The organism is Streptomyces sp. NBC_00996, assembly GCF_045162675.1.
Classification (GTDB): domain Bacteria; phylum Actinomycetota; class Actinomycetes; order Streptomycetales; family Streptomycetaceae; genus Streptomyces.
This window is the reverse complement of record NZ_CP108723.1, coordinates 756,369-777,922: the sequence shown is the minus strand read 5'-3', so window position 1 is coordinate 777,922 and position 21,554 is coordinate 756,369. Positions and strand designations below refer to the sequence as shown.

15 protein-coding genes and 1 pseudogene are annotated in these 21,554 nt (G+C 69.1%); 8 read left to right on the top strand and 8 right to left on the bottom strand.

Going from position 1 to position 21,554, the window contains the following annotated elements:
* Positions 1-48: 48 nt before the first annotated feature.
* Positions 49-228: a hypothetical protein gene (locus OG390_RS03955; RefSeq protein WP_406165006.1), complete on the top strand. Its 180-nt coding sequence runs from the start codon at positions 49-51 to the stop codon at positions 226-228.
* Between the two features lie 371 nt (positions 229-599).
* Here the strand turns inward: OG390_RS03955 and OG390_RS03950 are convergent, their stop codons facing one another.
* From OG390_RS03950 to OG390_RS03925, 6 genes are all read right to left on the bottom strand, one after another.
* A complete protein-coding gene (locus OG390_RS03950; protein WP_406165005.1) occupies positions 600-3,395 on the bottom strand; it encodes a hypothetical protein in 2,796 nt (931 codons plus the stop codon).
* Positions 3,392-4,504, bottom strand: a complete 1,113-nt coding sequence (locus OG390_RS03945; RefSeq protein WP_406165004.1) for an AAA family ATPase — start codon at positions 4,502-4,504, stop codon at positions 3,392-3,394. The genes OG390_RS03950 and OG390_RS03945 overlap by 4 nt, the downstream gene beginning before the upstream one ends.
* A gap of 23 nt (positions 4,505-4,527) precedes the next feature.
* Positions 4,528-5,982, bottom strand: coding sequence for a vWA domain-containing protein (locus OG390_RS03940; RefSeq protein ID WP_406165003.1), 1,455 nt, complete (start codon positions 5,980-5,982; stop codon positions 4,528-4,530).
* The gene (locus tag OG390_RS03935) at positions 5,979-7,367 is read right to left on the bottom strand and encodes a hypothetical protein (protein ID WP_406165002.1); all 1,389 of its coding nucleotides are present in this window, start codon (positions 7,365-7,367) and stop codon (positions 5,979-5,981) included. Before OG390_RS03935 ends, OG390_RS03940 begins: the two co-directional genes overlap by 4 nt.
* Positions 7,367-7,837 carry a hypothetical protein gene (locus tag OG390_RS03930; RefSeq protein ID WP_406165001.1) on the bottom strand — a complete coding sequence of 157 codons (471 nt, stop codon included), beginning with the start codon at positions 7,835-7,837 and terminating at the stop codon, positions 7,367-7,369. Before OG390_RS03930 ends, OG390_RS03935 begins: the two co-directional genes overlap by 1 nt.
* 330 nt (positions 7,838-8,167) lie before the next feature.
* Positions 8,168-10,213 carry a SpoIIE family protein phosphatase gene (locus OG390_RS03925; RefSeq protein WP_406165000.1) on the bottom strand — a complete coding sequence of 682 codons (2,046 nt, stop codon included), beginning with the start codon at positions 10,211-10,213 and terminating at the stop codon, positions 8,168-8,170.
* A 263-nt stretch (positions 10,214-10,476) separates the two neighbouring features.
* On the opposite strand from OG390_RS03925, the pseudogene OG390_RS03920 reads away from it, so the two are divergent.
* Positions 10,477-11,100, top strand: a pseudogene (locus tag OG390_RS03920) (DUF427 domain-containing protein); the annotation flags it as partial.
* 211 nt (positions 11,101-11,311) lie between these two features.
* On the top strand, positions 11,312-11,686 hold the full coding sequence (locus OG390_RS03915) for a hypothetical protein (RefSeq protein WP_406178345.1): 375 nt from the start codon (positions 11,312-11,314) through the stop codon (positions 11,684-11,686).
* A 729-nt stretch (positions 11,687-12,415) separates the two neighbouring features.
* Here OG390_RS03915 and OG390_RS03910 read toward each other — a convergent pair.
* On the bottom strand, positions 12,416-14,089 hold the full coding sequence (locus OG390_RS03910) for a multicopper oxidase family protein (protein ID WP_406164999.1): 1,674 nt from the start codon (positions 14,087-14,089) through the stop codon (positions 12,416-12,418).
* Positions 14,090-14,485: 396 nt separating this feature from the next.
* Here OG390_RS03910 and OG390_RS03905 point away from each other — a divergent pair, with 396 nt between their 5' ends.
* Positions 14,486-14,929: a hypothetical protein gene (locus OG390_RS03905; protein WP_406164998.1), complete on the top strand. Its 444-nt coding sequence runs from the start codon at positions 14,486-14,488 to the stop codon at positions 14,927-14,929.
* Between the two features lie 139 nt (positions 14,930-15,068).
* Positions 15,069-16,079 (top strand): serine/threonine-protein kinase, encoded by a 1,011-nt coding sequence (locus tag OG390_RS03900; protein ID WP_406164997.1) that lies wholly within the window; start codon positions 15,069-15,071, stop codon positions 16,077-16,079.
* Here OG390_RS03900 and OG390_RS03895 read toward each other — a convergent pair.
* The gene (locus OG390_RS03895) at positions 16,076-17,161 is read right to left on the bottom strand and encodes a PP2C family protein-serine/threonine phosphatase (protein WP_399089734.1); all 1,086 of its coding nucleotides are present in this window, start codon (positions 17,159-17,161) and stop codon (positions 16,076-16,078) included. The two genes, OG390_RS03900 and OG390_RS03895, sit on opposite strands and share 4 nt — an antisense overlap.
* Positions 17,162-17,696: 535 nt before the next feature.
* Here OG390_RS03895 and OG390_RS03890 point away from each other — a divergent pair.
* From OG390_RS03890 to pgm, 3 genes are all read left to right on the top strand, one after another.
* On the top strand, positions 17,697-18,455 hold the full coding sequence (locus tag OG390_RS03890; RefSeq protein ID WP_406164996.1) for an IclR family transcriptional regulator: 759 nt from the start codon (positions 17,697-17,699) through the stop codon (positions 18,453-18,455).
* 99 nt (positions 18,456-18,554) lie between these two features.
* Positions 18,555-19,802, top strand: coding sequence for a PP2C family protein-serine/threonine phosphatase (locus tag OG390_RS03885; RefSeq protein ID WP_406164995.1), 1,248 nt, complete (start codon positions 18,555-18,557; stop codon positions 19,800-19,802).
* A 101-nt stretch (positions 19,803-19,903) separates the two neighbouring features.
* On the top strand, positions 19,904-21,544 hold the full coding sequence (gene pgm / locus OG390_RS03880; RefSeq protein WP_406164994.1) for a phosphoglucomutase (alpha-D-glucose-1,6-bisphosphate-dependent): 1,641 nt from the start codon (positions 19,904-19,906) through the stop codon (positions 21,542-21,544).
* The last annotated feature ends 10 nt before the right edge of the window (positions 21,545-21,554 follow it).

The window sequence follows — 21,554 nt, the reverse complement described above, 5'->3', positions numbered from 1 at the left end:
GACACATTCAGTGCGAGCATCTTCACCACTCAAGCCGAGGAGGGCGAGATGACGCGCGAGGAGAAGAAGACTTCGGATGCCGCCGAGGTCCTGCGCCATGCACGGTTCGGCAGGTTGCCGGAGCGAATCCGCCTGGAGGACACGGTTGAAGAGAAGCCGGCCACGGTGCCGGATCCGGCGCAGCACGCCTACAACCCCGACGAGTGGCTCGTCCGAACCTGCCTGTGAGGCGAACGTGAAAATACCCAAGATCCTCAAGAGTCTGGCGGCAGTCCTCACGGCGGTGGTGATTGCCTTCGGCTGCTTCGCGCAGGTCTTCTGACACCCTGCAGTGCGTGGGGGCCGGAGCGCGGACTTTGCTCACGGCTCAGTCGGACACCCCAGGGTGCGCGGCCACCTGGTGATGCGCATGCTGGAACCCGCTCGCAGGTCGCGATCCTGGTGCGCACCACGAGCGAGTTCCGGCGTGATCAGATGCCGCCGGGTGTGTCCGGATGCCCCGGGACCGCCCCAGCCGGCGAGCCAGCGAGGCCCGAACCCCGAGTCCGGGGCGCGCTGGGTGGACGTGACGGCCTCCGCCGCAGGCCGCCCCGCCGATGTCATGCCTCGGCCAGCAACACCTCCAGCGCCACAGCCGTATCCGGATGGCGCCCGACCAGTTCCGCGCCTCGCGGGTGAGGAGCCGCCGGCTCCCACGCCCCGTCGCAGCCCAGCAGGCTCGCCACCGCGTCGCACGTCGCGGGGTGGGCGGCGAGCAGCGTGACACCGCCGCCCCCGTACCACTCGGGCTGTGCGGCGACCGGCTCCGGCTGCGCCCGCCACGGCGGCACCCACTCGTCCAGCATCGGGAGCCGACCGGGGAAGATCCGCCCGGCCTCACGGATCAACAGCGGGGCGAACTCGGCGCCCCCCGATCGCAGGGTGGTGATCAGGGTCGGCAGCCACGGCAGGAGCACTGGGTCCGGCAGCCGTCCGAACGCGTTCGACACCGCCTCCACGACGAAGTCGGTGAGGCCGGGGACGGGCTCCAGGGCGTGGACGAAGCCGCTGAGATAGCGCGGATAGGCGGGCACCACCAAAGGGTTGGCCAGCAGCTCGTCGCACCTCGCCCGAAGGTCCGCGCGGGAGAGGTCCCCGAGCTGCACCTGAGCCGCCCACAGCAGCGCCGTCCTCGACGGCTCCTCCGGGTGCGACTGGGCGACCGCCAGCTCCAGCTGGGACCGGTCGCAGCCCAGCGACAGCGCCAGGCTCTCCATGCTGAACAGGAAGCCCAGCATCGCCGCCACTTGGCGGACGGTGGCGTCGTGGTCCGTGAACGCCGTCGGCAGCAGGGTGCAGTAATGCGCGTATCCGGTCTTGACGAAGGACTCGATCCACGGTGGCAGCACCGGCTCGCTGGTGCGGTGGTACGACAGCAGCCGCCGGACCCGGCGCAGTACTTCCGGCGCACCGTCCACGCTGCGCTCCGCCGACAGCACCTCCAGGGCGCGGGTGCCCAACTCGTCGGCGAGGCGGCGGCTGCGCAGGTACAGCGTCGCGTCCTCGACGGCTTCCAGGACGGTCGCGGCGGTGGCCTGTGGGGCGTACGCCGTGCGGCGCAGTCGCTGCTCCAGGACCTGCTCGATGCTGACGCCTTCGTAGCCGAGCTCGATGAGCGCGCGCTGGTGGGTGCCCAGCGCCAGATCCCACGACTCCTGGATCGGTCGCTCGCCGAGTCTCCGCTCACCCATGATCGGTCGCGCGGCACCCTGCGGCATCAGGTAGCGCAGCATCCACAACACGTCGGAGCAGCGCTCCAGTTCCGGTTGGGAGGCGATGTCGAGCAGCGCCCGTTGTACGCCGCGCTGCTGGAGCCTCAGGTTCAGCGGCGCGAGCCGGTCGTGCACGTCGCGGGCCAGAGGTGGCAGCGCGTCGTAGCCCACCTGGCCGATCCGGTCGCCGCCCATCATGATCTCCACGAGCCGGCGCACATCGCGCCGACCGGGCACGGCGTCCTTCTCGATGCAGGTGACGGCCGCGTCCTGGAAGTCGTACGGCGTCGGCTTGGCCCGGTCGCGCATCCCGGCCAGCAGGATCGACGTCTCGAACACCGCGATGGCGTCGGCCGTGGAGGCGAGATAGCCGTTGCGGCGCGCGGCGCGCACGATCTCCACCGACCACCCGAGCAGTTCGGCCTCGTCCAGCCGGTCCAGGACGGGCGGTTGCCGCAGGAATCCGGTCAGCTTGTCCGAGGGCGGGACCGCCGGTACAGGAGCGGGCGCAGCCGCGCTCTTCTTGGCCTTGGACTTCCTCGCGCCCGCCTGACCCGCCAGACGGTACGGATCCACACGCGTGCGCTTCACGTTCTTCGCCCAGACCGTGGCGGCGATCGACACCGAGCCCGCGGCGAGGCCGAATTGCGCCTCGATCGCCGCGTGGCTGGACGGAATCAGACCGTGCTGCCACTTGGTGGCGCTGCGCGGGCTGATCTCGAAGGTGCCTGTGCCCTCGACGCCGAACTCCGCGACACGGCTTGCCGCATGGAAGGCGCCGCACACATAGAGGCAGTCCGCTGGGTCGGTGCCCGTCGCGGACAGGTGCTCGCGCATCCTGGTCCACATGTACCGCTCGCGGTCCTCGTCCACGCGCACCCGGTGCGGGTCACCAGGTGCCAGGCGTCGGAAGAGGCTGCCGATCAGGAGCATGACCTGGCGGTAGGTGTCGTGATCGCTGTCGCCGAGCGGCAGTTCGACGTACTGGTGCCACCACTCCGACCAGTGGCGCACCCTGCCGTGGCGCAGCAGGTGCTCCTCCAGTTCGGCAAAACGCGGCCGTAGATCGCCGATCTCCACACCGACCGCGTCACCGTGCAGCGCGGCCTCCTCCTCGGCGGGCGGTGCGTCCGGATCGGCCGGCTCGGCGTCGTGTTCGGCGCGTGCGTCCCACTGGAAGACGTGGTCCGAGGAGCGGTCGACGAGAACCAGTTCGACACCCGGCGTGTCCAGCGCGTAGGCGATCGCCTGGTACTCGGCCGAGGCCTCGGTGATCGGTGCGACCACCGACAGCGGAGACCAGTCGGCCGGGAAGCCGTCGACCTCGGTCGCGAACGCCTGGACCGCCACCGGCAGCCTGCAGTTGCGCAGTTCGGTCAGCAGTGGCGCCATGTCCTCGCACAGCTCCAGGTACACGACCTTCGGCTGCTTCTCCCGCAGGCGACGTGCCATCGCGATCGCCGAGGCCGGCGAATGGTGGCAGACGGGGAAGATCTCCAGCGGCTCGCGCACCGCGCGGTCGACGTCGTCGACGATTCCGAGGAGGATGCCCTCCAGGGCGTCGGGCCCGTCGGCGAACGTCCCGGCGGCCTCCTGCAACTGCGCGCGCAGTGCTTCGAAGGTCCCCTCGTGCATGCCGGTCATGACAGGGTGGCGATCGCGTCGCGGCCGCCCTCCAGGAACTCCGGCCAGGATCCGCCCTCTTCCTTGCTGCGCGGCTCGACGACGCCGTGCAGGTACTTGTTGAGGATGGCCAGGTCCTCGGGCTCGCGCCGTGCCAGTGACCCGACGAGCGAGGAAGCCAGCGTACGGGCGGTCAGGGCGCGTTCGCCGAAGAAGTTGCTGTGCAGGATGGCGTCCTCGAGCACCCCGATCTGTTCGGCGGACGACAGCGCGGACTCCAGCTTCTCGTCGTCGCTGCCGGCCGCGGCCGCGGAGGCGCGCAGGTCGGCGAAGCTCTGCAGCAGCACGTCGAGCAGCGTCGGCGGCACGTCCAGCTCGATCTGGTGACGGCGCAGCAGTTCCTCGGTGCGGAAGCGGACGATCTCCGCCTCGCTCTTCTTGTTCGTCACCACCGGGATGCGGACGAAGTTGAAGCGGCGCTTGAGCGCCGAGGACAGGTCGTTGACGCCCCGGTCGCGGCTGTTGGCGGTCGCGATGATCGAGAAGCCGGGCTTGGCGAAAACGATGTTGTCGCTGTCCAGTTCGGGAACCGAGATGTACTTCTCGGACAGGACCGAGATCAGCGCGTCCTGGACGTCGCTGGTGGAGCGGGTGAGTTCCTCGAAACGGCCGATTGCGCCGGTCTCCATCGCGGTCATGATCGGTGAGGGGATCATCGACTCCCGCGACTGGCCCTTGGCGATGACCATGGACACGTTCCACGAGTACTTGATGTGGTCCTCGGTGGTGCCGGCCGTGCCCTGCACGACCAGCGTGGAATTGCGGCAGATCGCGGCGGACAGCAGCTCGGCCAGCCAGCTCTTGCCGGTGCCGGGGTCGCCGATGAGCAGCAGGCCGCGGTCGGAGGCGAGCGTGACGATGGACCGCTCGACGAAACTGCGGTCGCCGTACCACTTCTGCGGGATCTCCCGCTCCAGGCCGTCGGCGCGCTCGGAACCCAGGATGAACAGGCGGACCATCTTCGGGGACAGCCGCCAGGAGAAGGGCTTGGGGTTGTCGTCGATGGACTCCAGCCAGTCCAGTTCCTCGGCGTACTTGATCTCGGCAGGGGCGCGCAGCAGGTCGGACATGTCAGGGCCTTTCTCAACCGGTATTAAGCGAGGAACGTCTTGAGTTCGTGGACGAGCTTGCGGATGTGGCCGGAGATCACCGGCGTACCGAGGTCCTTGAAGCGCTCCCGGAACCATGGGTTGACGCTGCCGCGGCCGGAGCTGGTCACCGAGCCGACCGGGATGAACTTGGCCCCCGAGCGGTGAATGGCGGCCATGCTCTCGAACAGCTGCTCGGTCCGCCATTCGTAGAAATCGGAGATCCACACCACGACGGTGTTGCGGGGTTCGGCGATCTTCGGCTGAGCCAGCGCCATGGCGACCGTGCCGTCGGTACCGCCCCCGAGGTTGGTGCGCAGCAGGCTCTCGAAGGGGTCGTGCACCCACGGCGTGAGGTCGAGCGCCTGCGTGTCGTACGCGATCAGGTGGACGTCCACCTTCGGCAGCCCGGTGAAAATCGACGCCAGGATGGTGCAGTTCACCATCGAGTCGACCATCGAGCCCGACTGGTCCACGACGACGATGAGCCGTTGGGGCGTCGTCTTGCGGGCGGTGTGCCGGTAGTAGAGACGGTCGACGTACAACCGCTCCTCCTCCGGGCTCCAGTTGGTGAGGTTCTTCCAGATCGTGCGGTCGAGGTCGAGGTTGCGGAACACCCGCTTGGGCGGGACGGAGCGGTCCAGGTCGCCTACTGTGGCCTTCTCCACCTGGGTGCGCAGTACTTCGGCGACCTCGTCGACGAACCGGCGGATCAGGGCCTTGGCGTTGGCCAGGGCCACGCCCGAGAGATTGTTCTTGTCCCGCAGCAACTGCTCGATCAGCGACATGCTCGGAGTCAGCCGCGCGGCGAGCTTGGGGTCGGCCAGCACCTCGCGCAGATGCATCCGCTTGACAAGGTCGGCCTCGATGGCGCCGAGTTCCGGGCCGATCGCCGGAATCAGCCGGCTGAGATCGGGCGTCGTGCGCGGGTTGCCGGTGCCGGTGGGGCTGACGCCTGGTCCTGCGGCGCCTGCTCCGGCCCGTCCGCCGGTGCGGCCGCCGCGCAGTTCGCCGGGCTTGCAGCCGAGCGCGAGCTCCAGCCAGCCCGCGTCGGACTGCCAGCGCGCCAGCTGTCCGGCGGTGACAGTGCCGGAGCCCGAGGCGAAGACGTTGAGCAGCACCTTCGACACCAGGGCGGCGCGCCGTACTTCGGCTGCCCGGTCGCGCGCACCGTCGTCGGCGGGCTCGGGCGCCATCAGACCGTCGAACTCGCAGGCCAGCTCCGGGTGGCGCTGCACGATCGAGTCGACGGAGGCCTGCGGGTCCAGCAGCGCTGACGGCAGACCGATGTTCTCGACGACGGCGAGGCTCGCCGATTCCAGGGTCCCCTGCTCCTCGTGGTCGAAGAGGCGGGCGAGGAGTCGCCAGTACAGGACCTGACGGCGGTTGTCGTGGGAGTCCACCTCGGGGTTCGGTGGGGTCGCGTACCTGGGCGGTTCTTCGGTCGCGTGCTCCGTCATTTCCGCAACAGCCTCCCCGCCCGCTCCCGCAGCACGGCCACCGCGTCGGTGGCGGCCTTCTCGGCCTTGACGCCCGCCTTGTCGGTGGTGCCCCCGGCCCATCCTCCGGCGTGGATCGCGACAGCCTTCTTCCGTACGGTCGTCTCGACGGCCAGCGGCTGGACGCGATACGTCCCGGCGTCCCAGCGGAGCAGCCCGATGCACGCGCTGGACGCCGCGACGGCCTCGGGGGTGAGCGGCCCGGCGGTCGGAATCCGGTCGGTGTCGACCACGAGGGAGTGTCCGGCGACGGTGAACATGAGAGCGTCGTCGTCGCTCCGGGCGACGTAACCCTCAAGGAATACGGGGACCGCGATGCGCGCCGGGTGCCGGTCGAGCGGTGCGGTTGCCGCGTCGGTGGCGGTCGGCAGGGCGACGCGAGCGGTGGCGAAGGCGTCGGCGGGCTCGCTCGGGCGTGCGTGCTCGTCGCTCCAGATCAGGTCACCCTCGGCGGTGACCGGCATGCCCACGAGGTCCATCGAGCGGCCTTCGCTGACGGCTGCGAGGAGCGACATGTGCGGGCGCAGCAGCTGCCAGAGGCCGGCTCCTACGACCGTGTCGGGCTTGGGCACCGACACACCTGCCCGCACCAGACGGGGCACGGCTCCGTCGGCGGGCTCGAACACCGCGTGGACCTGGGCCTGTCCGGCGGTCGCGTGTTCCTGCAGGTCGACGCCGAGGGGCAGGAGGCGGCCGGTGGCGGTACCGGTCGCGGGCCTGTCGGCGGCGTCGGGCAGCGTCAGGAGCATCGCGCGCGACCAGAGGTCGCCCCAGCGGCGTACCGGAACACGCTCCAGGGACGTGCCCGGGCAGGACGCGGCGAGTTCGGCGGCGAAGCCGTCGAGCAGCGTTGCCAGGCGGCGCAGGGCCGGGTCCGGAAGCATCGCGGAGACGATCTGTGCCGACCCGGAGACCACGTCGTGGTCGATTCCCTGCCATCCCGCGCGCGCCAGATCGGACAGCCAGGAACGGGCGGCGACGAGCAGATTCGCCGCTTGCGGCTCGATGGCCGAAGGGGCGGTCTCCTCGCTGTGGGTGCGGCCGGTCGCCTCGTCGAGGCGGCTCACGAGGGCGTCGTACACGGAGCCGAGCAGTGCCGTGCGAGCGGCGGCGAGGGCGATGAAGTGGTCTTCGCCGGCGGCTCCGGCCGCCGTCTTCTCGGCCGCCTCGGCGAGCCTGGCGGCCAGCGGCGTCCCCGCGACAGCGTGGGCGAGCTCTGACAGTCCGGCGGCCTGAGCGGGTTGGGGACGGAGCAGGCCGGCGACGAGAGCCCGGTCGAAGACGTCGACGGCCGCCAGGGCTTCGTCGAGCCCGGCGATGGGCTCGGACAGCAGGTCGGCGCGCATCACGCCACCGCCCTGGTCGGCGGGAACCACTGCATCTCAGGCAACGGCGCGGTGCTCGGGGCGAGTTCCAGGTAGGCCAGATGGCGCAGGAACCGGCTGAAGACGGGCGCGGCGGCCTTGGTGTCCCCCTGCGATGGACGTGTGTTGCTCATGGCGGCCGCGATGGTCTGCGCGCTGGGCTCGCCGTCCACGGTCTCGACCTTCAGATAGCGGGCGACGCGCTCGGCGCCGTACTGCAGCGCCGCCTCGTTGATCAGGGCCCGGATGTGATTGCAGAACGAACCCCGCGCGCCGCCGCACGGGCGGTTGTTGTTCGTACTGCAAGCGAACGCGTAGGTGCCGACCCTCACGGACGAGACGTAGACCCGCTCGATGTCCGATCCGCTGGACACCACGCCCTGCAAGCGTCCGTCGGCCAGCTCGACGAACGGGACCTTGGCCAGCTTGCGCGGCCGTGCGGGTGCTATCACCCGTGCCGTGCTCGACCTCTCCCAATCCGACAACGCACCATCTCCTATGCACCCAGGGGGACTTCCGCACCACAGTGGTGGGACACGAATGAACATAGTGGCGACCACTGACAACGCCCGATCGCGGACGCACGGCCGCGTCGAGCACGCTCGTTCCGGTCGCCCGTGAAGCCGCTGCGGTGATGAGTGCGGACGCCTGGACGGGGAGACCGGCGGCCACGGTGCTCATGAACAAGGCCGCGGACAGCCGACTCGCAGAATCCGCTACGACGTGCGCCAGGTGTCGGTCACGGGAGCCGACATCCCTCGCCCCCCGGCCGCTGGCGGCTTTCAGCCAAGCGTGCGGACCAGCAGGAGCGCCACATCGTCGTCGGGATCGGGGCGCAACGTGCCGAGCAGCATGTCGCTGGTCCTCTCCAAGGACTGCCGTGTGCCTTGAAGGATCCTCGTCATGGATTCCAGCGCGACGTCGATGGACTGGCTGCGGCTCTCGACCAGTCCGTCGGTGTACAGGGCGAGCAAGGAGCCCGGAGGCAGTTCCTGCTCCATGGTGCCGAAGGGCACGCCGCCGACGCCGAGGGGTACGCCGCCGGGGACGTCCAGGAGTTCCGCACTGCCGTCGGGACGGATCATGACGGGCGGGAGGTGACCGGCGCTGGACAGTTCGCAGGTGCCCCGTCGGGGGTCGCACACGGCATAGACGCAGGTGGCGATCGTGTCACCGAGGGAGCCGGCGATGCCGTCGAGATGGTGCAACAGCTCGGCGGGGGAGGGGTCGAGACGGGCCAGCGCTCGCGTGGCGGTGCTCAACTGTCCCATGATGGCCGCGGCTTGGACGCCCTTGCCCATCACATCGCCGACGATCAGACCGGTCCGCCCCCCGCTCAGGTGCAGTACGTCGTACCAGTCTCCGCCGACCTCGCTCAATGCCGGAAGGTAGCGGACGGCGATGTCGAGGCCCTCGTGGTCCACGGGCATGACCGGCAACAGACTGCGCTGGAGGGTCAGCGCCGCGGTGCGCTCGCGTCCGTACAGCCGGGCGTTGTCCACGCAGATCGCCGCACGGGCGGCGAGTTCCGAGGCGAGGATGTGGTCCTGTTCGTTGAACGAACGGGGGTTGATGGTGCGGTACAGACTGAGCGTGCCCAGCACTTCGCCCCGGGCCACCAGCGGGACGGCCAGGTAGGAGTGGACGCCTGCCGTACGCAGGATCTGGGCGGCATGGGAGTCCCTGGCTATCCGTCGCAGCATCGCGGAATCCACCCGCTCCACCAGGACCGGCCTGGCTTCCCGGACGCACTGGGTGATGATCCGGGTGGAGCCGTAGGTGGCCAGCTCACCGACCGGGTCCGCGGCGTGGATGGCGTCCGTGAGGTACCCGGCCGATACGGCCAGTGCCCGGAACTCGGCGTGGGCGTCACCGATGACCGCGGTGGTGGTGCCGCGGGCGACCACCGCCTCGAGCACATCGACGGCGGCCAGATCCGCCAGCTCCGGTACGGCGACGTCGGCCAGTTCCCGGGCGGTCTGCTGAAGATCCAACGTGGTGCCGATGCGGACACCGGCGTCCGCGATCACGGACAGGCGCTCACGGGCCCGGGCGACCTCGGCCGCGGCCTGCTGCCGCTCGGAGACGTCGATGACGGCAACCGCCAGCCCGAGGACGCGGCCCTGGGCGTCCTCGATGCGGTGGTAGGACTCCGAGTACGCACGGTCCTCGGTTTCGGCCGCCGTCCTGCCGACGGTCTGCTGGTCCAACAGGGATTCTCCGCTGGCCAGGACAAGCCGCATGCGAGACTCGATGGTGTCCGCGTCCAGACCCGGCAGCACATCCCGGATACGGCGTCTCAGCACCGCTTCCTCGGGCAGACCGTTGATCCGCTCCATGGCCGGATTGACGCCCACCCATCGCAGATCGGTGTCGAAGACCGCGATGCCCACCGGGGTCTGATTGACCAGACTGTGGGAAAGGGCGAGGTCCCGCTCCACGCGCCGTACCGTCGTGGCGTCCGCCGCCAGGCCCAGAAGGTGGGCCTGCCCGTGGCTGTCGCGCAGCCGCATAGTGCGAAACTCCACCGGGCGTTCGGTGCCGTCCCTGTGCTGCAGGGGGAAGACACCCGCCCATCGGGCTCCGGACCGGACCTGTGCGAACAGCTCGCGCGCCCGCTGCCGGTTGTCGGGCGACACCAAGAGGTCGTCGGCGCCATGGCCCAGAGCCTCCTCCGACCGATATCCGAGCAGTTGTTCGGCTTCGGGACTCCACAACACGATGCGCCCGTCGCTGTCGAGCACCACGGCCGCGACCTGCAACAGGTCGAGCAGCCCGCCCGGCGCGGCGGTGATTCCGTCGTCGTTTCCGGTTCCATACCCGTGCATGTCAGCCGCTCCCTCCGGCGCGGCACCGGCACTGCCAAGATCCGCCTTGCGGGTTCTCCGATTAGGTCACAACGCGCTCCGGAGGGCAACACCTGCACCACGGACCCGTTCACGAACCGCAGGTGGCGGGCGTGGTGGCGCGTGGCCGCCGTACCCCATGCGTGACCGTACGGGTGACGGTGCGGACCCCCCGGGCGCGGCCCGGGGGTCCGGCATCGCCTACGCCATGGTCACCCTTTGGGCACATACGAAGGGAGCCGGTCATGAGCGCATTCCTCACAGCACGGCGCGTCAGGACGACGCCGGAAGGCATGCTGTGGGAGCCGAGCGAACGCTGGGTCCGTGGTCGCATCGGCGACATCACCGTCGTCGACAGCAGGCATCCGGTGCTTGTCCGGGAGCCCGGTCGGCCGGTCCCGCTGTACGCCTTTCCCTGCGAGGAGATCCGGGCCGACCTGCTGCGCGCGGCCAGGAACCCACCGCTGGGCAAGCACTCCGGCTCGAAGATCGATCTTCATCCACCCCCGCGACCCGCACAAGCGGATGGACGCGCTGCCGAGCAGTCGGCACGTCAAGGTGGAGATCAACGGCACGATCGTCGCGGACACCAGCCGCCCCGTGCTGCTCTTCGAGACCGGTCTGCCTGTGCGCGACAACATCCCGCGCGAGGACGTCCGCCTCGATCTGCTCGTCCCCACGGACCACACCAGCGGCTGCCCGTGCAAGAGCACCGCCGATTACTGGTCCCGGCAGACCGAGGCCGCCGCCCGCCGAACCTTGCCCGCAGCTGTCCGCACCCGCTGCCCGCAGTGGCCGGCAGCGAACCGCTCATTGCCTTCTACAACGAAGCAGTCGACATCACCGTGGACGGTGAACGTCTGGATCGCGCTGCCATGGGAAGGGGCCGGAGTCTTGAGGACTCCGGCCCCTCGTTCGAATCCCAGGGGATCCGAGTACATTCCCCGTGCCCGGCCACCGCTGTGGGGGTGCCACCTATGCGTGGCATAAGTAGTCCCGCGCAGCAGTGGCGACGCGGGGCTACCGGGGAGAGTCCAACTGGCTTTGCCGAGTTGACTCGCCGTCAAACATCAAGCGTCAGTGTCCGCCGCCGCCGTGTCCACCGCCACCGCCGTGTCCACCATTGCCGCCGTGTCCACCATTGCCATGTCCACCGTTACCGTGTCCACCGCCGTCGTGTCCACCGTTGTCGTGTCCACCGTTGTCGTGCCCACCGTTGTCGTGCCCACCGTTGTCGTGTCCACCGTTGTCGTGCCCACCGCGGTCGTGCCCACCGTTGTTGAACCCACCGTGGTCGTTGTTGTCACACGATCCATGACCGCCCCAGTAACTGCTGCTGCAGTAGTCGTCGGACGAATCGTGGTGGTTCGAGGTGGTGGCGCCGGCGACGCCCGCTCCGCCCAGGGCCAGAGCCAGGGCAGCGAACAGGCTGGCGAACAGTCGGAAAGCTGTTGATGTTGTTACCCGCATGGTGTTCCCCTTCCCGGGAGCGTTGACGGCTCCCAGCCCCGCACGGTCGCGGCGACGTGAGCACCGGGAAGGCGCTGATACGTTCGCAAAGGGATCCGGTACATCGGCCTTGAAAGTGACGGGAGTTGCCGTCGCCGACTCATGCGCTGAATGCGCCGCATCGGGCCCAGCGGGGCTGCTCAATGCGGCAGTCCCCGCGGCGGGGCGTTCGTCCGTCGTGCAACCGACCACCGGGTGGATCGTCGGTCGCGTGTTGAGATTGTTCGTCTCACCAGGTGAAAGACGGACATTTGGTTCAATTCGCTTCTAACTTACGCATAAGATCGCGCGGAAGTCAAGCGCGGCAGATGGCCCGCGGGGCCCGAGAAGTTGGCTACCGCACTGCGTGCAATTCCCGCTCGTCGCTGAGTGATTGGCGCCTGCTCGGCCTGCATGCCCTATCCATGATCGGGGCGCCGAGCGGCGAGTGGCCTCGCTCCTCGTCGCTGCGTGCGACGAGAGGTCTGTGGCCGTGTGCCTGGCGAGACGTGCGGCGAGGCGTCGTTCACGCCTTCGATTCTTGAGCTTCTCCGGTGCCTCCGGAGCTGGTGACACCCCCCACGCTCTGCGCGCGACAAGGGGAGGTTTTCATACCAACTTCATACCAACTCCGGAGGCTGGTAAGCCCATTGCGGGGCTACGAAGGCGGCGGTGGGCGGCTGGTCGACATCATCGTCACTTTCGGTAGCCGAGGATGGTCATCATGCCGGATTCGGAGTGGTACTGGTTGTGGCAGTGGAGCATCCACAGGCCGGGGTTGTCGGCGTTGAAGTCGACGACGAGTTTGCGGTGCGGCAGTACCACAGACGTGTCTTTGCGGGCTCCGACTGCGTCGATGCCCTTGAGGGCGAAGGTGTGGCCGTGCAGGTGCAGGGGGTGCCACATGTCGGTGCTGTTGATGAGGGTCAGGCGGACCCGTTCGCCCTCCCGGACGGGGTGGCGACGGTCGAGGGAGTACGGCTGGTGGTCGAAGCTCCAGTCGAATTTCCTCATGTTGCCGGTCAGCCTGAGGCGCAGCTCGCGGTCCGGCTTGCGTCCGCAGAGGGCTACGGATTCGTGTGGCACGAGGCGTCGGGCCGGCACGATCTGGCCGTCGAGCTCCCGTGGGTGCACGGAGTCCCGAGGGCTGGCCCCGCCGCCGGTGCGCAGGAGTGCCAGGGCTCGGGCGTTCTTGCCCTCGGCGAGCGCGACCAGCGGGAACACTCCGTCCTTGGCGGTGATCAGCACGTCGTAGCGCTCGGCCATGCCGAGCAGGAGTGCGTCCGTCTTCTTGTGCTCGACCGCGTACCCGTCCGTGTGGGTCACCGTCATCTCGTGGCCGCCCAGCGCCACACGGAAGGCCGTCTCGGCCCCGGCGTTGATGATGCGCAGCCGGATGCGGTCCCCGGGGCGGGCCCGGAAAACCGTAGGAGCCTGCGGGAGGCGGCCGTTGATCAGGTAGAACGGGTAGTCGACACTGCCACCCTCGCTGCGCAGGATGCGGCTGTGGGAGTTCCGCAGGACGCGGGAGGGGCCGCCGGACCTGTCGTGGCCAGGTCCGTCACGCTCGCTGTCCTCGTCCATGCCCATTGGCGCACCGTGGCCGTGGCGCAACTGCTCGAGTACGCCGTCCGGAGTGGAGCCGGCGACGCCGTCCACCCAGTCGTCCAGGACGATGACCCACTCCTTGTCGTAGGACAGGGGCTCCCTGCGGTCCTCGACGATCAGCGGGGCGTACAGGCCGCGGTCGAGCTGCATGCCCGAGTGCGAATGCAGCCAGTACGTGCCTGGGTGTGACACGGCGAAGCGGTACCTGAAGTCCGCGCCGGGCCTGATGGAGTCCTGGGTCAGACCGGGTACTCCATCCTTGTCGCAGCGCATACGGACACCGTGCGAGTGCAGCGTCGTCGACATTGGTAGGTGGTTGGCGAGCGTCAGATCGAGGATGTCACCCGCGGTGATCCTCACCTCCTTGCCGGGCAGTGTGTCGTCGTACGCCCATGACCTGACGGTCCGCCCGCCCAGGTCGAGGGACGTCTCGGCGGCGGTGAGCCTGAAGGTGCGGACGGGGCCGGGCCCGCGTGCCTTCTCGACGGCGATGACCTCGGGGTCGGACGGGTTCACGTATCCCTTGGGTCCCTTGGGGACGAAGCCCCTGTCGCCGTGCCCGGCCGTTTCGGTCCTCGAGTGGGAACCGGTACTCGGGTGGGATCCGGGCCCCGGACGGGCTCCGGACGCCGAGGGGGAGCCGGCCCCGGGGTGGGGGTCGGTCTCTGTGGGGGAGCTCGACCCGGAACAGGCAGACAGGACTCCCGAGCCGACGGCCACGATCGAGGCACCGAGCAAGGTGCGCCGCGTATGTGTGTGCATGGATGAATAACACACGTTTTGTGCTCGAGAGTCAGAGAACCGAAGCGGCGCGTCTCGCGAATCGCCTGCTCCGCCTTACGGGGGTGCAGGTCCCGCACGACGAGGATTCCGCCGAAAACCGGTGTGGAACGCGGCTGAATGGAGGACGGACCGCGCGTCCCGGCACGGGAGCCAGTTCGGCGCGGGCACCGCTGTCGACTTGGGCCTCTGCGTGGTCCGGCTTGTTCGGGTGGTGTATCTCGGGACGCAGTCGTAGCGTCGAGTGAGGAGCAATTGCTGGATGAGGCGCCGTTGTCCCGGGCCCACTGTTCCTGGCGCGTCCACCGCCGAGCGCGGGCGGATGAGGTGTGCACCGAGGGTCGCGTGGGCTGGCAATGAGGCAGTTGGGGAGCCGGCATGCAGAAACGAAAGGTCAAGTCGGCGGTTCTGCTGTGCGCCGCCGCGGCGCTGGCAGGGGCACTGGTACCGGCGTCCGCTTCCGCGGAATCGCCTGCACAAGCTCGGGTGGTGGCGGTCGACTGCTTCTCGAAGGCGCAGATACGGCCCGGCGACTTCTTGCTGGCCTGCGGCGACGGCAACAACCGCCTGACGGCACTGCGCTGGTCCACTTGGGGGCGGACGTCCGCGGTGGGCAGCGGACTGGACGCGGTGAACGACTGTCTGCCCTACTGCGCCGCCGGGAAATTCCACACCTTCCCTGTCACCGTTCGGCTCGACCGCCCGGAGACCTGGCGAAAGCATCCTGGGCTGCAGCATTTCACCCGGCTCCGGCTGATCTATACCGACAATACGCCGCCGCGGCTGCAGCAGCGGGAAGTGACGTACAAACTCTGGGACTGACGATCGGCGCGTCTCCCGGTCGCTTCGCCGAACAAAAAGGCTGATCGGACGGTTGGGCGGGTGGCCGGATAGAATTGGATGCGGGCGGGCGACCGGTTTTGTTCACGATTGTCGCGCGGTGGAACGGGGGTGATCTGCGATGGATTCGGGGCGGGACGGGACGAGTTCGTATTCGGGTCGGCCTTCGGGGCTGATCGGCGCGCAGATTGCGGGTTACCGCGTGGAGCGTGAGATCGGCCGTGGGGGTATGGCCGTTGTGTATTGCGCGAGGGATTTGCGTCTGGAGCGCACGGTTGCGTTGAAATTGCTCGCCCCGGAGATGGCCCGCAATGACACGTTCCGGCGTCGTTTTACGCATGAGTCACGTGTGGCCGCCGCGATCGACCATCCTCATATTGTGCCGATCTTTGAGGCCGGTGAGGTGGATGGCGTCCTGTATATCGCCATGCGCTATGTGTCGGGTCTGGACCTGCGCGCTCTGCTCGACCGGGACGGGGCGTTGTCGGTGGAAACCGCGCTGCGTATTGCCACTCAGGTGGCGTCGGCGCTTGACGCGGCTCATGGGCATGATTTGGTGCACCGAGACGTCAAACCGGGGAATATTCTGGTCGCTCAGGGCACCGACAGTGATCACCCTGAGCACGTCTATCTCACGGATTTCGGTCTGACGAAGAAGTCCTTGTCGTTGACCGGGTTCACGACGGTGGGTGAGTTCGTCGGCACACTCGACTATGTGGCACCGGAGCAGATTTCGGGACGTCCAGTGGATGGCAGATGCGATCTCTACAGCCTTGCCTGTGTCGTCTACGAAACTCTTGCGGGCGGTCCGCCTTTCCAGCGGGATGAGGACATAGCGCTGCTGTGGGCACATCAATACGATCAGCCGCCTGCGCTGAGTGAGAAGCGGCCCGGGATCGCGCCTGCATTGGACAGTGTTCTGGCGAAGGCTCTGGCGAAGGTTCCCGAGGACCGTTACGACTCCTGTCTGGAGTTCGTGGCGGCAATGCGGGCCGCTGCGGGCGGTGCCGGCGTGGGGGAGGATGCACGGGTGCAGCTGGGGTCCCGGGGCGCTACGGGCGTACGGCAGCCGGTGCAGGCTCCGGATCCGCCGTTCTGGGCGCGGCCGGTCTTCGGCCGCTTGCCCCGTTAGGTCGGTGGTGGTGCCTCTTCGGGGAGGAGGCACGCCGTGAGCGCGGCGGTGTCGTCGTGCAGGCGGTTGTCGCTGTAGGCGAGCAGATCGTGATGGAGGCGGTCCAGGAGTTGTCGGGGCGGGAGGGGGCCCCAGGAGCGGACGCGCTGGATGAGCGGGTAGAAGGAGCCGGCCGGGTCGCGGGTTTCGGTGATGCCGTCGGTGTAGAGGAGCAGCTGGTCGCCGGGGCGGAAGGCGTGTTCGTCGACGTGGTACGGCTCCCCGACGAGCATGCCGAGGTTGAGGGGCGGCGCGGACCGGGATGTCTCGAGCTCGCTCACTCCGTCCGTACGGATGAGCAGCGGCGGTGGGTGACCGCAGTTGACGATGCGGACGAGGTGGTAATCGGCGACGATCTCGGCGAAGACGGCCGTGACAAAGCGCTCGCTCATATCGCTGCCGGGGAGCTGGGCGGCCCTGCGGCCCATGCTGGTCTCCACCCGGCCCGCCAGCTCGGCGAGGTCGGGCTCGTCGTGAGCCGCTTCGCGGAACGCCCCGAGCAGGGTGGCGGCGGTTTCCACGGCGAGCAGGCCCTTGCCGCGTACGTCCCCGATCAGCAGACGTACCCCGTGTGTGGTGGGCACGGCCTCGTAGAGATCGCCGCCGATGCGCGCCTCCGCGGCGGCCGAGAGATAGAAACTCTCCACCAGGATGTTGCCGATCCGGTGGGGGAGCGGCCTGAGCAGGACGCGTTGGGCGATGTCGGCCACGAAGCGCACGGTGGCGAGGGTGCGTTCGCGTCGTGTGCGGTGGGTGGCAAGGACGGTTCCCAGGGTGCCGACCAGAGCGGTGCAGAAGTAGATCGCCACATAGTGGCGGTCCCACAGATACCCGACTGAACGGCCCGCGCAGCACGGGGTGCCGGCCAGGATCGCCTCGAAGACGATGGCGAACGCGGTGGTGATGACGACGACCGCGGGTCCGTGCGCGAAGGCGGCCACCAGTGGCAGAGCGATCAGCAGGAAGCTCACGGGCCATTCCACGGGCGTGACGGGCTCGATCACCAGGACGGCCGCGACGTAGAAAACGGGCATCCAGCGCATCCATGCCGGTGGTGCCGGCAATGCCTCACCGCCGCCGCCCGGCCGAGGCTCACGGTGACCTGCTTGCGTGGCGCGGCCCGGCCACTTCACTGGCCCCTCCTGCGCCCGGATACCGCCGTACGGACGAGGTGTCCCAAGGCGGGGCCTGTGAGCGGACGACGCACCTGACGGTTCGACTGACGCAGCCTGCACACACGGGACTCCCGGCACGGATTTCGGCAAGAGGACCAGCCTGCTGTGCTCCGGCACGGCGTACGGGGCATTGCTCCACTCGGCGGCATGTCAGGGCCCCCGTGTTGTCGGCGGTGGCATGTCAGGGAGCCACGTGTTGTCGGCCCGGTGCGCGGATCGACGTCCTGTTGCGTTCGGGGCCCGGGCGACCGGGTGACCTGCCCCGGCCTCGGACCCGTCGCTTGCACATCCGCACGTTCGGCCACGCCCCTCGCGGTCGGCACCACCGCGTTGCGCGGGTGGCGCGGAGCTGCCGAGGGCCGCGCGCCTTGCTTGTGCCGTGCGCCCGGCGCACGCTGGTCCTATGGGTTCTCACGACGGCCCTACGCTCATCACTTCCGTACAGCGGGCCTTCCGCCTGCTGGAAGCGGTGAGCGCACACGAGAACGGCGCGCCGGCCAAGCAGCTGGCACGTGAGACGGAGCTGCCCCTGGCCACCGCCTATCACCTGCTGCGGACGCTGGTGCACGACGGGTACGTACGGAAGCTGGACGACGGCGGGTTCATTCTGGGCGACAAGCTCCAGGGGCTGCGCGTCACGGGCGGCAGGCAGGCGCTGCTCAGCCGGGTCCGTCCCACGCTCGCCGCTCTGCGGGACGAGCTAGCGACGGCCGCCTACCTCACCTTCTATGAGGAGGGCGAGATCCGGGTTGCCGAGATCGTCGACGGACCCCGGGCGCCCCGGGTCGATCTCTGGGTGGGAATGGAGGACGCGGGGCACGCCACCGCGCTGGGAAAGGCCGTGCTGCACGAACTGGACGAGGACTCCCGCATGGACTACCTCTCCCGGCATCACCTCGCCGACCTCACGCCACGGACCATCACCAGCCTTCCGGAACTGCTCCGGCGACTCGACTCCTCACCCATGGCCCCGGCCGTCACGGATCTGGAGGAGTACGCCCTCGGCACGGTCTGCGTCGCCGTGCCCGTCTACAGCGGGAACACGCTCGGCTCGCTCGGCCTCTCCATGCCGGCAGAACGGCTCTCCCGGCTTGAGGAGCTCCGGGCGCGGCTGCTCCCGACCGCGAATCGTGTGACCAGGGGCCTCTCGCTCACTATCTGAAAATCCTGTTCTTGTGGCGCCGGAGCATAGGACGTTTCCTGGATGAACCAGGCATTTCAGGAATGCGCCCCGCGCCCAGGTGAGGACTGCAGACAGACCATGAGTCAGGCCCGAGACCACGGTGGCGAGCACCGGCCGATACGGCCGTGCCGGAAGCGAGTGGTCAGTCCCGGGGCGTCGGCCCGTAGGCGTGTCGCAGGACAGTTGGCCGTCGGTGCACCGGTACTGCCCGTGCTGATCGTCGCCGTCATCGCGTTTGTCGACCTCGTCGGCGGAGCGGGGATGATCTGGCTGCCACTGCTCGCCGCCGGGCCCGCGCTGGCGGCCACCACCAGCGGGCCGCGCGGAGTCCTCGGTGTCGGTCTCCTCGCCGCGGTGATGGGCGCGATGCTCGGAACCCGGGACGCCGCTCCGGGACGCGAGCTGGCGGCCGTACTGTCCGCCGTGGTGGCCGTGACCGTGGCGAGTGGCCTGGCCAGCGCGCTGCGCGGGCGTCGTGAACGGGTGCTCGCCGCCGTCCGCTCGGTCGCGGAGGCTGCCCAGCAGGCGCTTCTCACGCCCATACCGGCGGCTGTCGGGCCCTTCAGGGTGGCCGTCCGCTACAGCGCCGCGGCGGCGGAGGCTCGTATCGGCGGGGATCTTTACGCACTGGTGCCCACCCCGTACGGGGTCAGGCTGATCGTCGGCGATGTCCGCGGCAAGGGCCTGCCGGCCGTGGGGACCGCCGCACTTGTGCTCGGGGTCTTTCGTGAGGCCGCCTACGACGAGCCCGATCTTCTCGCCGTCGTCGACAGGATCGAGCGGAGTCTGGCGCGCAACCTCGAGTTCGACGACTTCGTCACCGCCGTAGTCGCCGGATACCCGCAGTCGGGGCATCTGGAGGTGGTCAATTGCGGACACGCGCCTCCGCTGCTGGTTCGCGAATCCGGAAACGTCGTGGCGGTGGAACCCACCCATCCGGCCCCGCCCCTGGGACTGCGCGCCCTCACGGGCGAGACCGCCAGCCTCCAGGTGCTGCCCTTCGCGGACGGGGATCAACTCCTGCTTTACACCGATGGGGTCACCGAGGCCCGCAACCACAGCCGGGAGTTCTACCCGCTCGCCGAGGGGCTGGCGCGCCACGTGTCCGACGAGCCGGCACGCACCCTCACCGCGCTCCACGACGAACTGCTGGCGCATGTGGGCGGCCGACTGCACGACGACGCGGCGCTCCTGCTGCTCCGCAAACCGTCCCTGCTCGAACCGGCGGTTCCCGAAGCGACCGCTCCCGAAGCGACCGTTCCCGAACCCGCGTCCGATGCCGGTCGCGGCCGTAGCTCCTACCGGGTGCAGGCACGCTCGTCCTGATCCCCGGGCTTCGCCCCGCGGTGGGGCACTCGCGGACTGCGGTCATGACAGGGAAAGATGGGACCGCAAGGGACGGTCAACTGATGTGGAGGAGCGGGCACATGGTGCACGAGCGAGCGGGCAGGCCGGCCGGTCCCGAGGATCTCGTCGACGTCGCCCGACTGGTCACCGCGTATTACGCACTTCACCCCGACCCCGCCGAACCGGGCCAGCGCGTCGCCTTCGGCACGTCCGGACACCGCGGGTCGTCACTGGACACCGCGTTCAACGAGGACCATATCGCCGCGACCAGTCAGGCCATTTGTGAATACCGGGCCGGCCAGGGCACTGACGGTCCCCTCTTCCTGGGCGCCGACACCCATGCGCTGTCGGAGCCCGCGAAGGCCACCGCCCTGGAGGTGTTCGCCGCCAACGAGGTGACAGTGCTCATCGACGCCGCGGACGGCTACACACCCACCCCGGCGGTGTCACACGCCATCCTCACCCACAACCGCGGACGCTCCTTGGGCCTCGCGGACGGTGTGGTCGTCACCCCCTCCCACAACCCGCCCGCCGACGGGGGCTTCAAGTACAACCCGCCGAACGGCGGACCGGCCGGCTCCGAGGCGACTTCCTGGATCCAGGACCGCGCCAACCAGATCATCGCGGGCGGACTGAAGGACGTGCGCCGCCTTCCCTACGTCCGGGCCCTCGCAGCTTCCAGCACCGCCCGGTACGACTTTCTCGGAACCTACGTCTTGGACCTGCCGAACGTGCTGGACCTCGACGCGATCCGCGCCGCCGGCGTGCCTCTCGGCGCCGACCCGCTGGGCGGGGCATCGGTCGCCTACTGGGGCCGCATCGCCGAGCAGCACGAACTCGACCTGACGGTCGTCAATCCTCTCACCGACCCGACCTGGCGCTTCATGACGCTGGACTGGGACGGCAAGATCCGTATGGACTGCTCGTCGCCCTACGCGATGGCGTCGCTCATCGCACAGCGCGACCGCTTCCGGATCGCGACGGGCAACGACGCGGACGCCGACCGGCACGGCATCGTCACACCGGACGCGGGGCTGATGAACCCCAACCACTACCTGGCCACCGCCATTTCCTACCTCTACTCCCACCGCGACCGCTGGCCCGCGGACGCGGGTGTCGGAAAGACCCTGGTGTCGTCCGGAATGATCGACCGGGTCGCGGCCGACCTGGACCGTCAACTGGTCGAGGTTCCGGTGGGCTTCAAATGGTTCGTGGACGGACTGGCCGACGGCTCGCTCGGCTTCGGTGGCGAGGAGTCGGCCGGGGCTTCCTTCCTGCGCCGGGACGGCTCGGTGTGGACCACCGACAAGGACGGCATCGTCCTGGCGCTGCTCGCGGGTGAGATCACGGCGGTCACCGGCAGGACACCGTCCGAGCACTACGCCACGCTCACAGACCGCTTCGGCGCACCCGCATACGAGCGCATCGACGCCCCTGCGTCACGCGAGGAGAAGGCCCTCCTCGCCCGGCTCTCCCCCGAACAGGTCGGCGCGGACACCCTCGCCGGAGAAGCCGTCACCTCGGTGCTGACCCACGCCCCCGGCAACGGCGCGCCCATCGGCGGCATCAAGGTCACGACCGCCAACGCCTGGTTCGCGGCACGGCCCTCGGGCACCGAGGACGTCTACAAGATCTATGCCGAGTCGTTCCTCGGACCGGACCACCTGCGTACGGTGCAGGAGGAGGCCAAGGCGGTGGTCCAGGCGGCATTGGGCGGCTGAACCCGGGGCT

What these genes read in the sequence shown, in the direction of transcription:
- OG390_RS03955 (WP_406165006.1), top strand. Translation starts at nt 49, where the DNA reads ATGACGCGCGAGGAGAAGAAGACTTCGGATGCCGCCGAGGTCCTGCGC.
- OG390_RS03950 (WP_406165005.1), bottom strand. Translation starts at nt 3,395, where the DNA reads ATGACCGGCATGCACGAGGGGACCTTCGAAGCACTGCGCGCGCAGTTG.
- OG390_RS03945 (WP_406165004.1), bottom strand. Translation starts at nt 4,504, where the DNA reads ATGTCCGACCTGCTGCGCGCCCCTGCCGAGATCAAGTACGCCGAGGAA.
- OG390_RS03940 (WP_406165003.1), bottom strand. Translation starts at nt 5,982, where the DNA reads ATGACGGAGCACGCGACCGAAGAACCGCCCAGGTACGCGACCCCACCG.
- OG390_RS03935 (WP_406165002.1), bottom strand. Translation starts at nt 7,367, where the DNA reads ATGCGCGCCGACCTGCTGTCCGAGCCCATCGCCGGGCTCGACGAAGCC.
- OG390_RS03925 (WP_406165000.1), bottom strand. Translation starts at nt 10,213, where the DNA reads ATGCACGGGTATGGAACCGGAAACGACGACGGAATCACCGCCGCGCCG.
- OG390_RS03910 (WP_406164999.1), bottom strand. Translation starts at nt 14,089, where the DNA reads ATGCACACACATACGCGGCGCACCTTGCTCGGTGCCTCGATCGTGGCC.
- OG390_RS03905 (WP_406164998.1), top strand. Translation starts at nt 14,486, where the DNA reads ATGCAGAAACGAAAGGTCAAGTCGGCGGTTCTGCTGTGCGCCGCCGCG.
- OG390_RS03900 (WP_406164997.1), top strand. Translation starts at nt 15,069, where the DNA reads ATGGATTCGGGGCGGGACGGGACGAGTTCGTATTCGGGTCGGCCTTCG.
- OG390_RS03895 (WP_399089734.1), bottom strand. Translation starts at nt 17,161, where the DNA reads ATGCGCTGGATGCCCGTTTTCTACGTCGCGGCCGTCCTGGTGATCGAG.
- OG390_RS03890 (WP_406164996.1), top strand. Translation starts at nt 17,697, where the DNA reads ATGGGTTCTCACGACGGCCCTACGCTCATCACTTCCGTACAGCGGGCC.
- OG390_RS03885 (WP_406164995.1), top strand. Translation starts at nt 18,555, where the DNA reads ATGAGTCAGGCCCGAGACCACGGTGGCGAGCACCGGCCGATACGGCCG.
- pgm (WP_406164994.1), top strand. Translation starts at nt 19,904, where the DNA reads ATGGTGCACGAGCGAGCGGGCAGGCCGGCCGGTCCCGAGGATCTCGTC.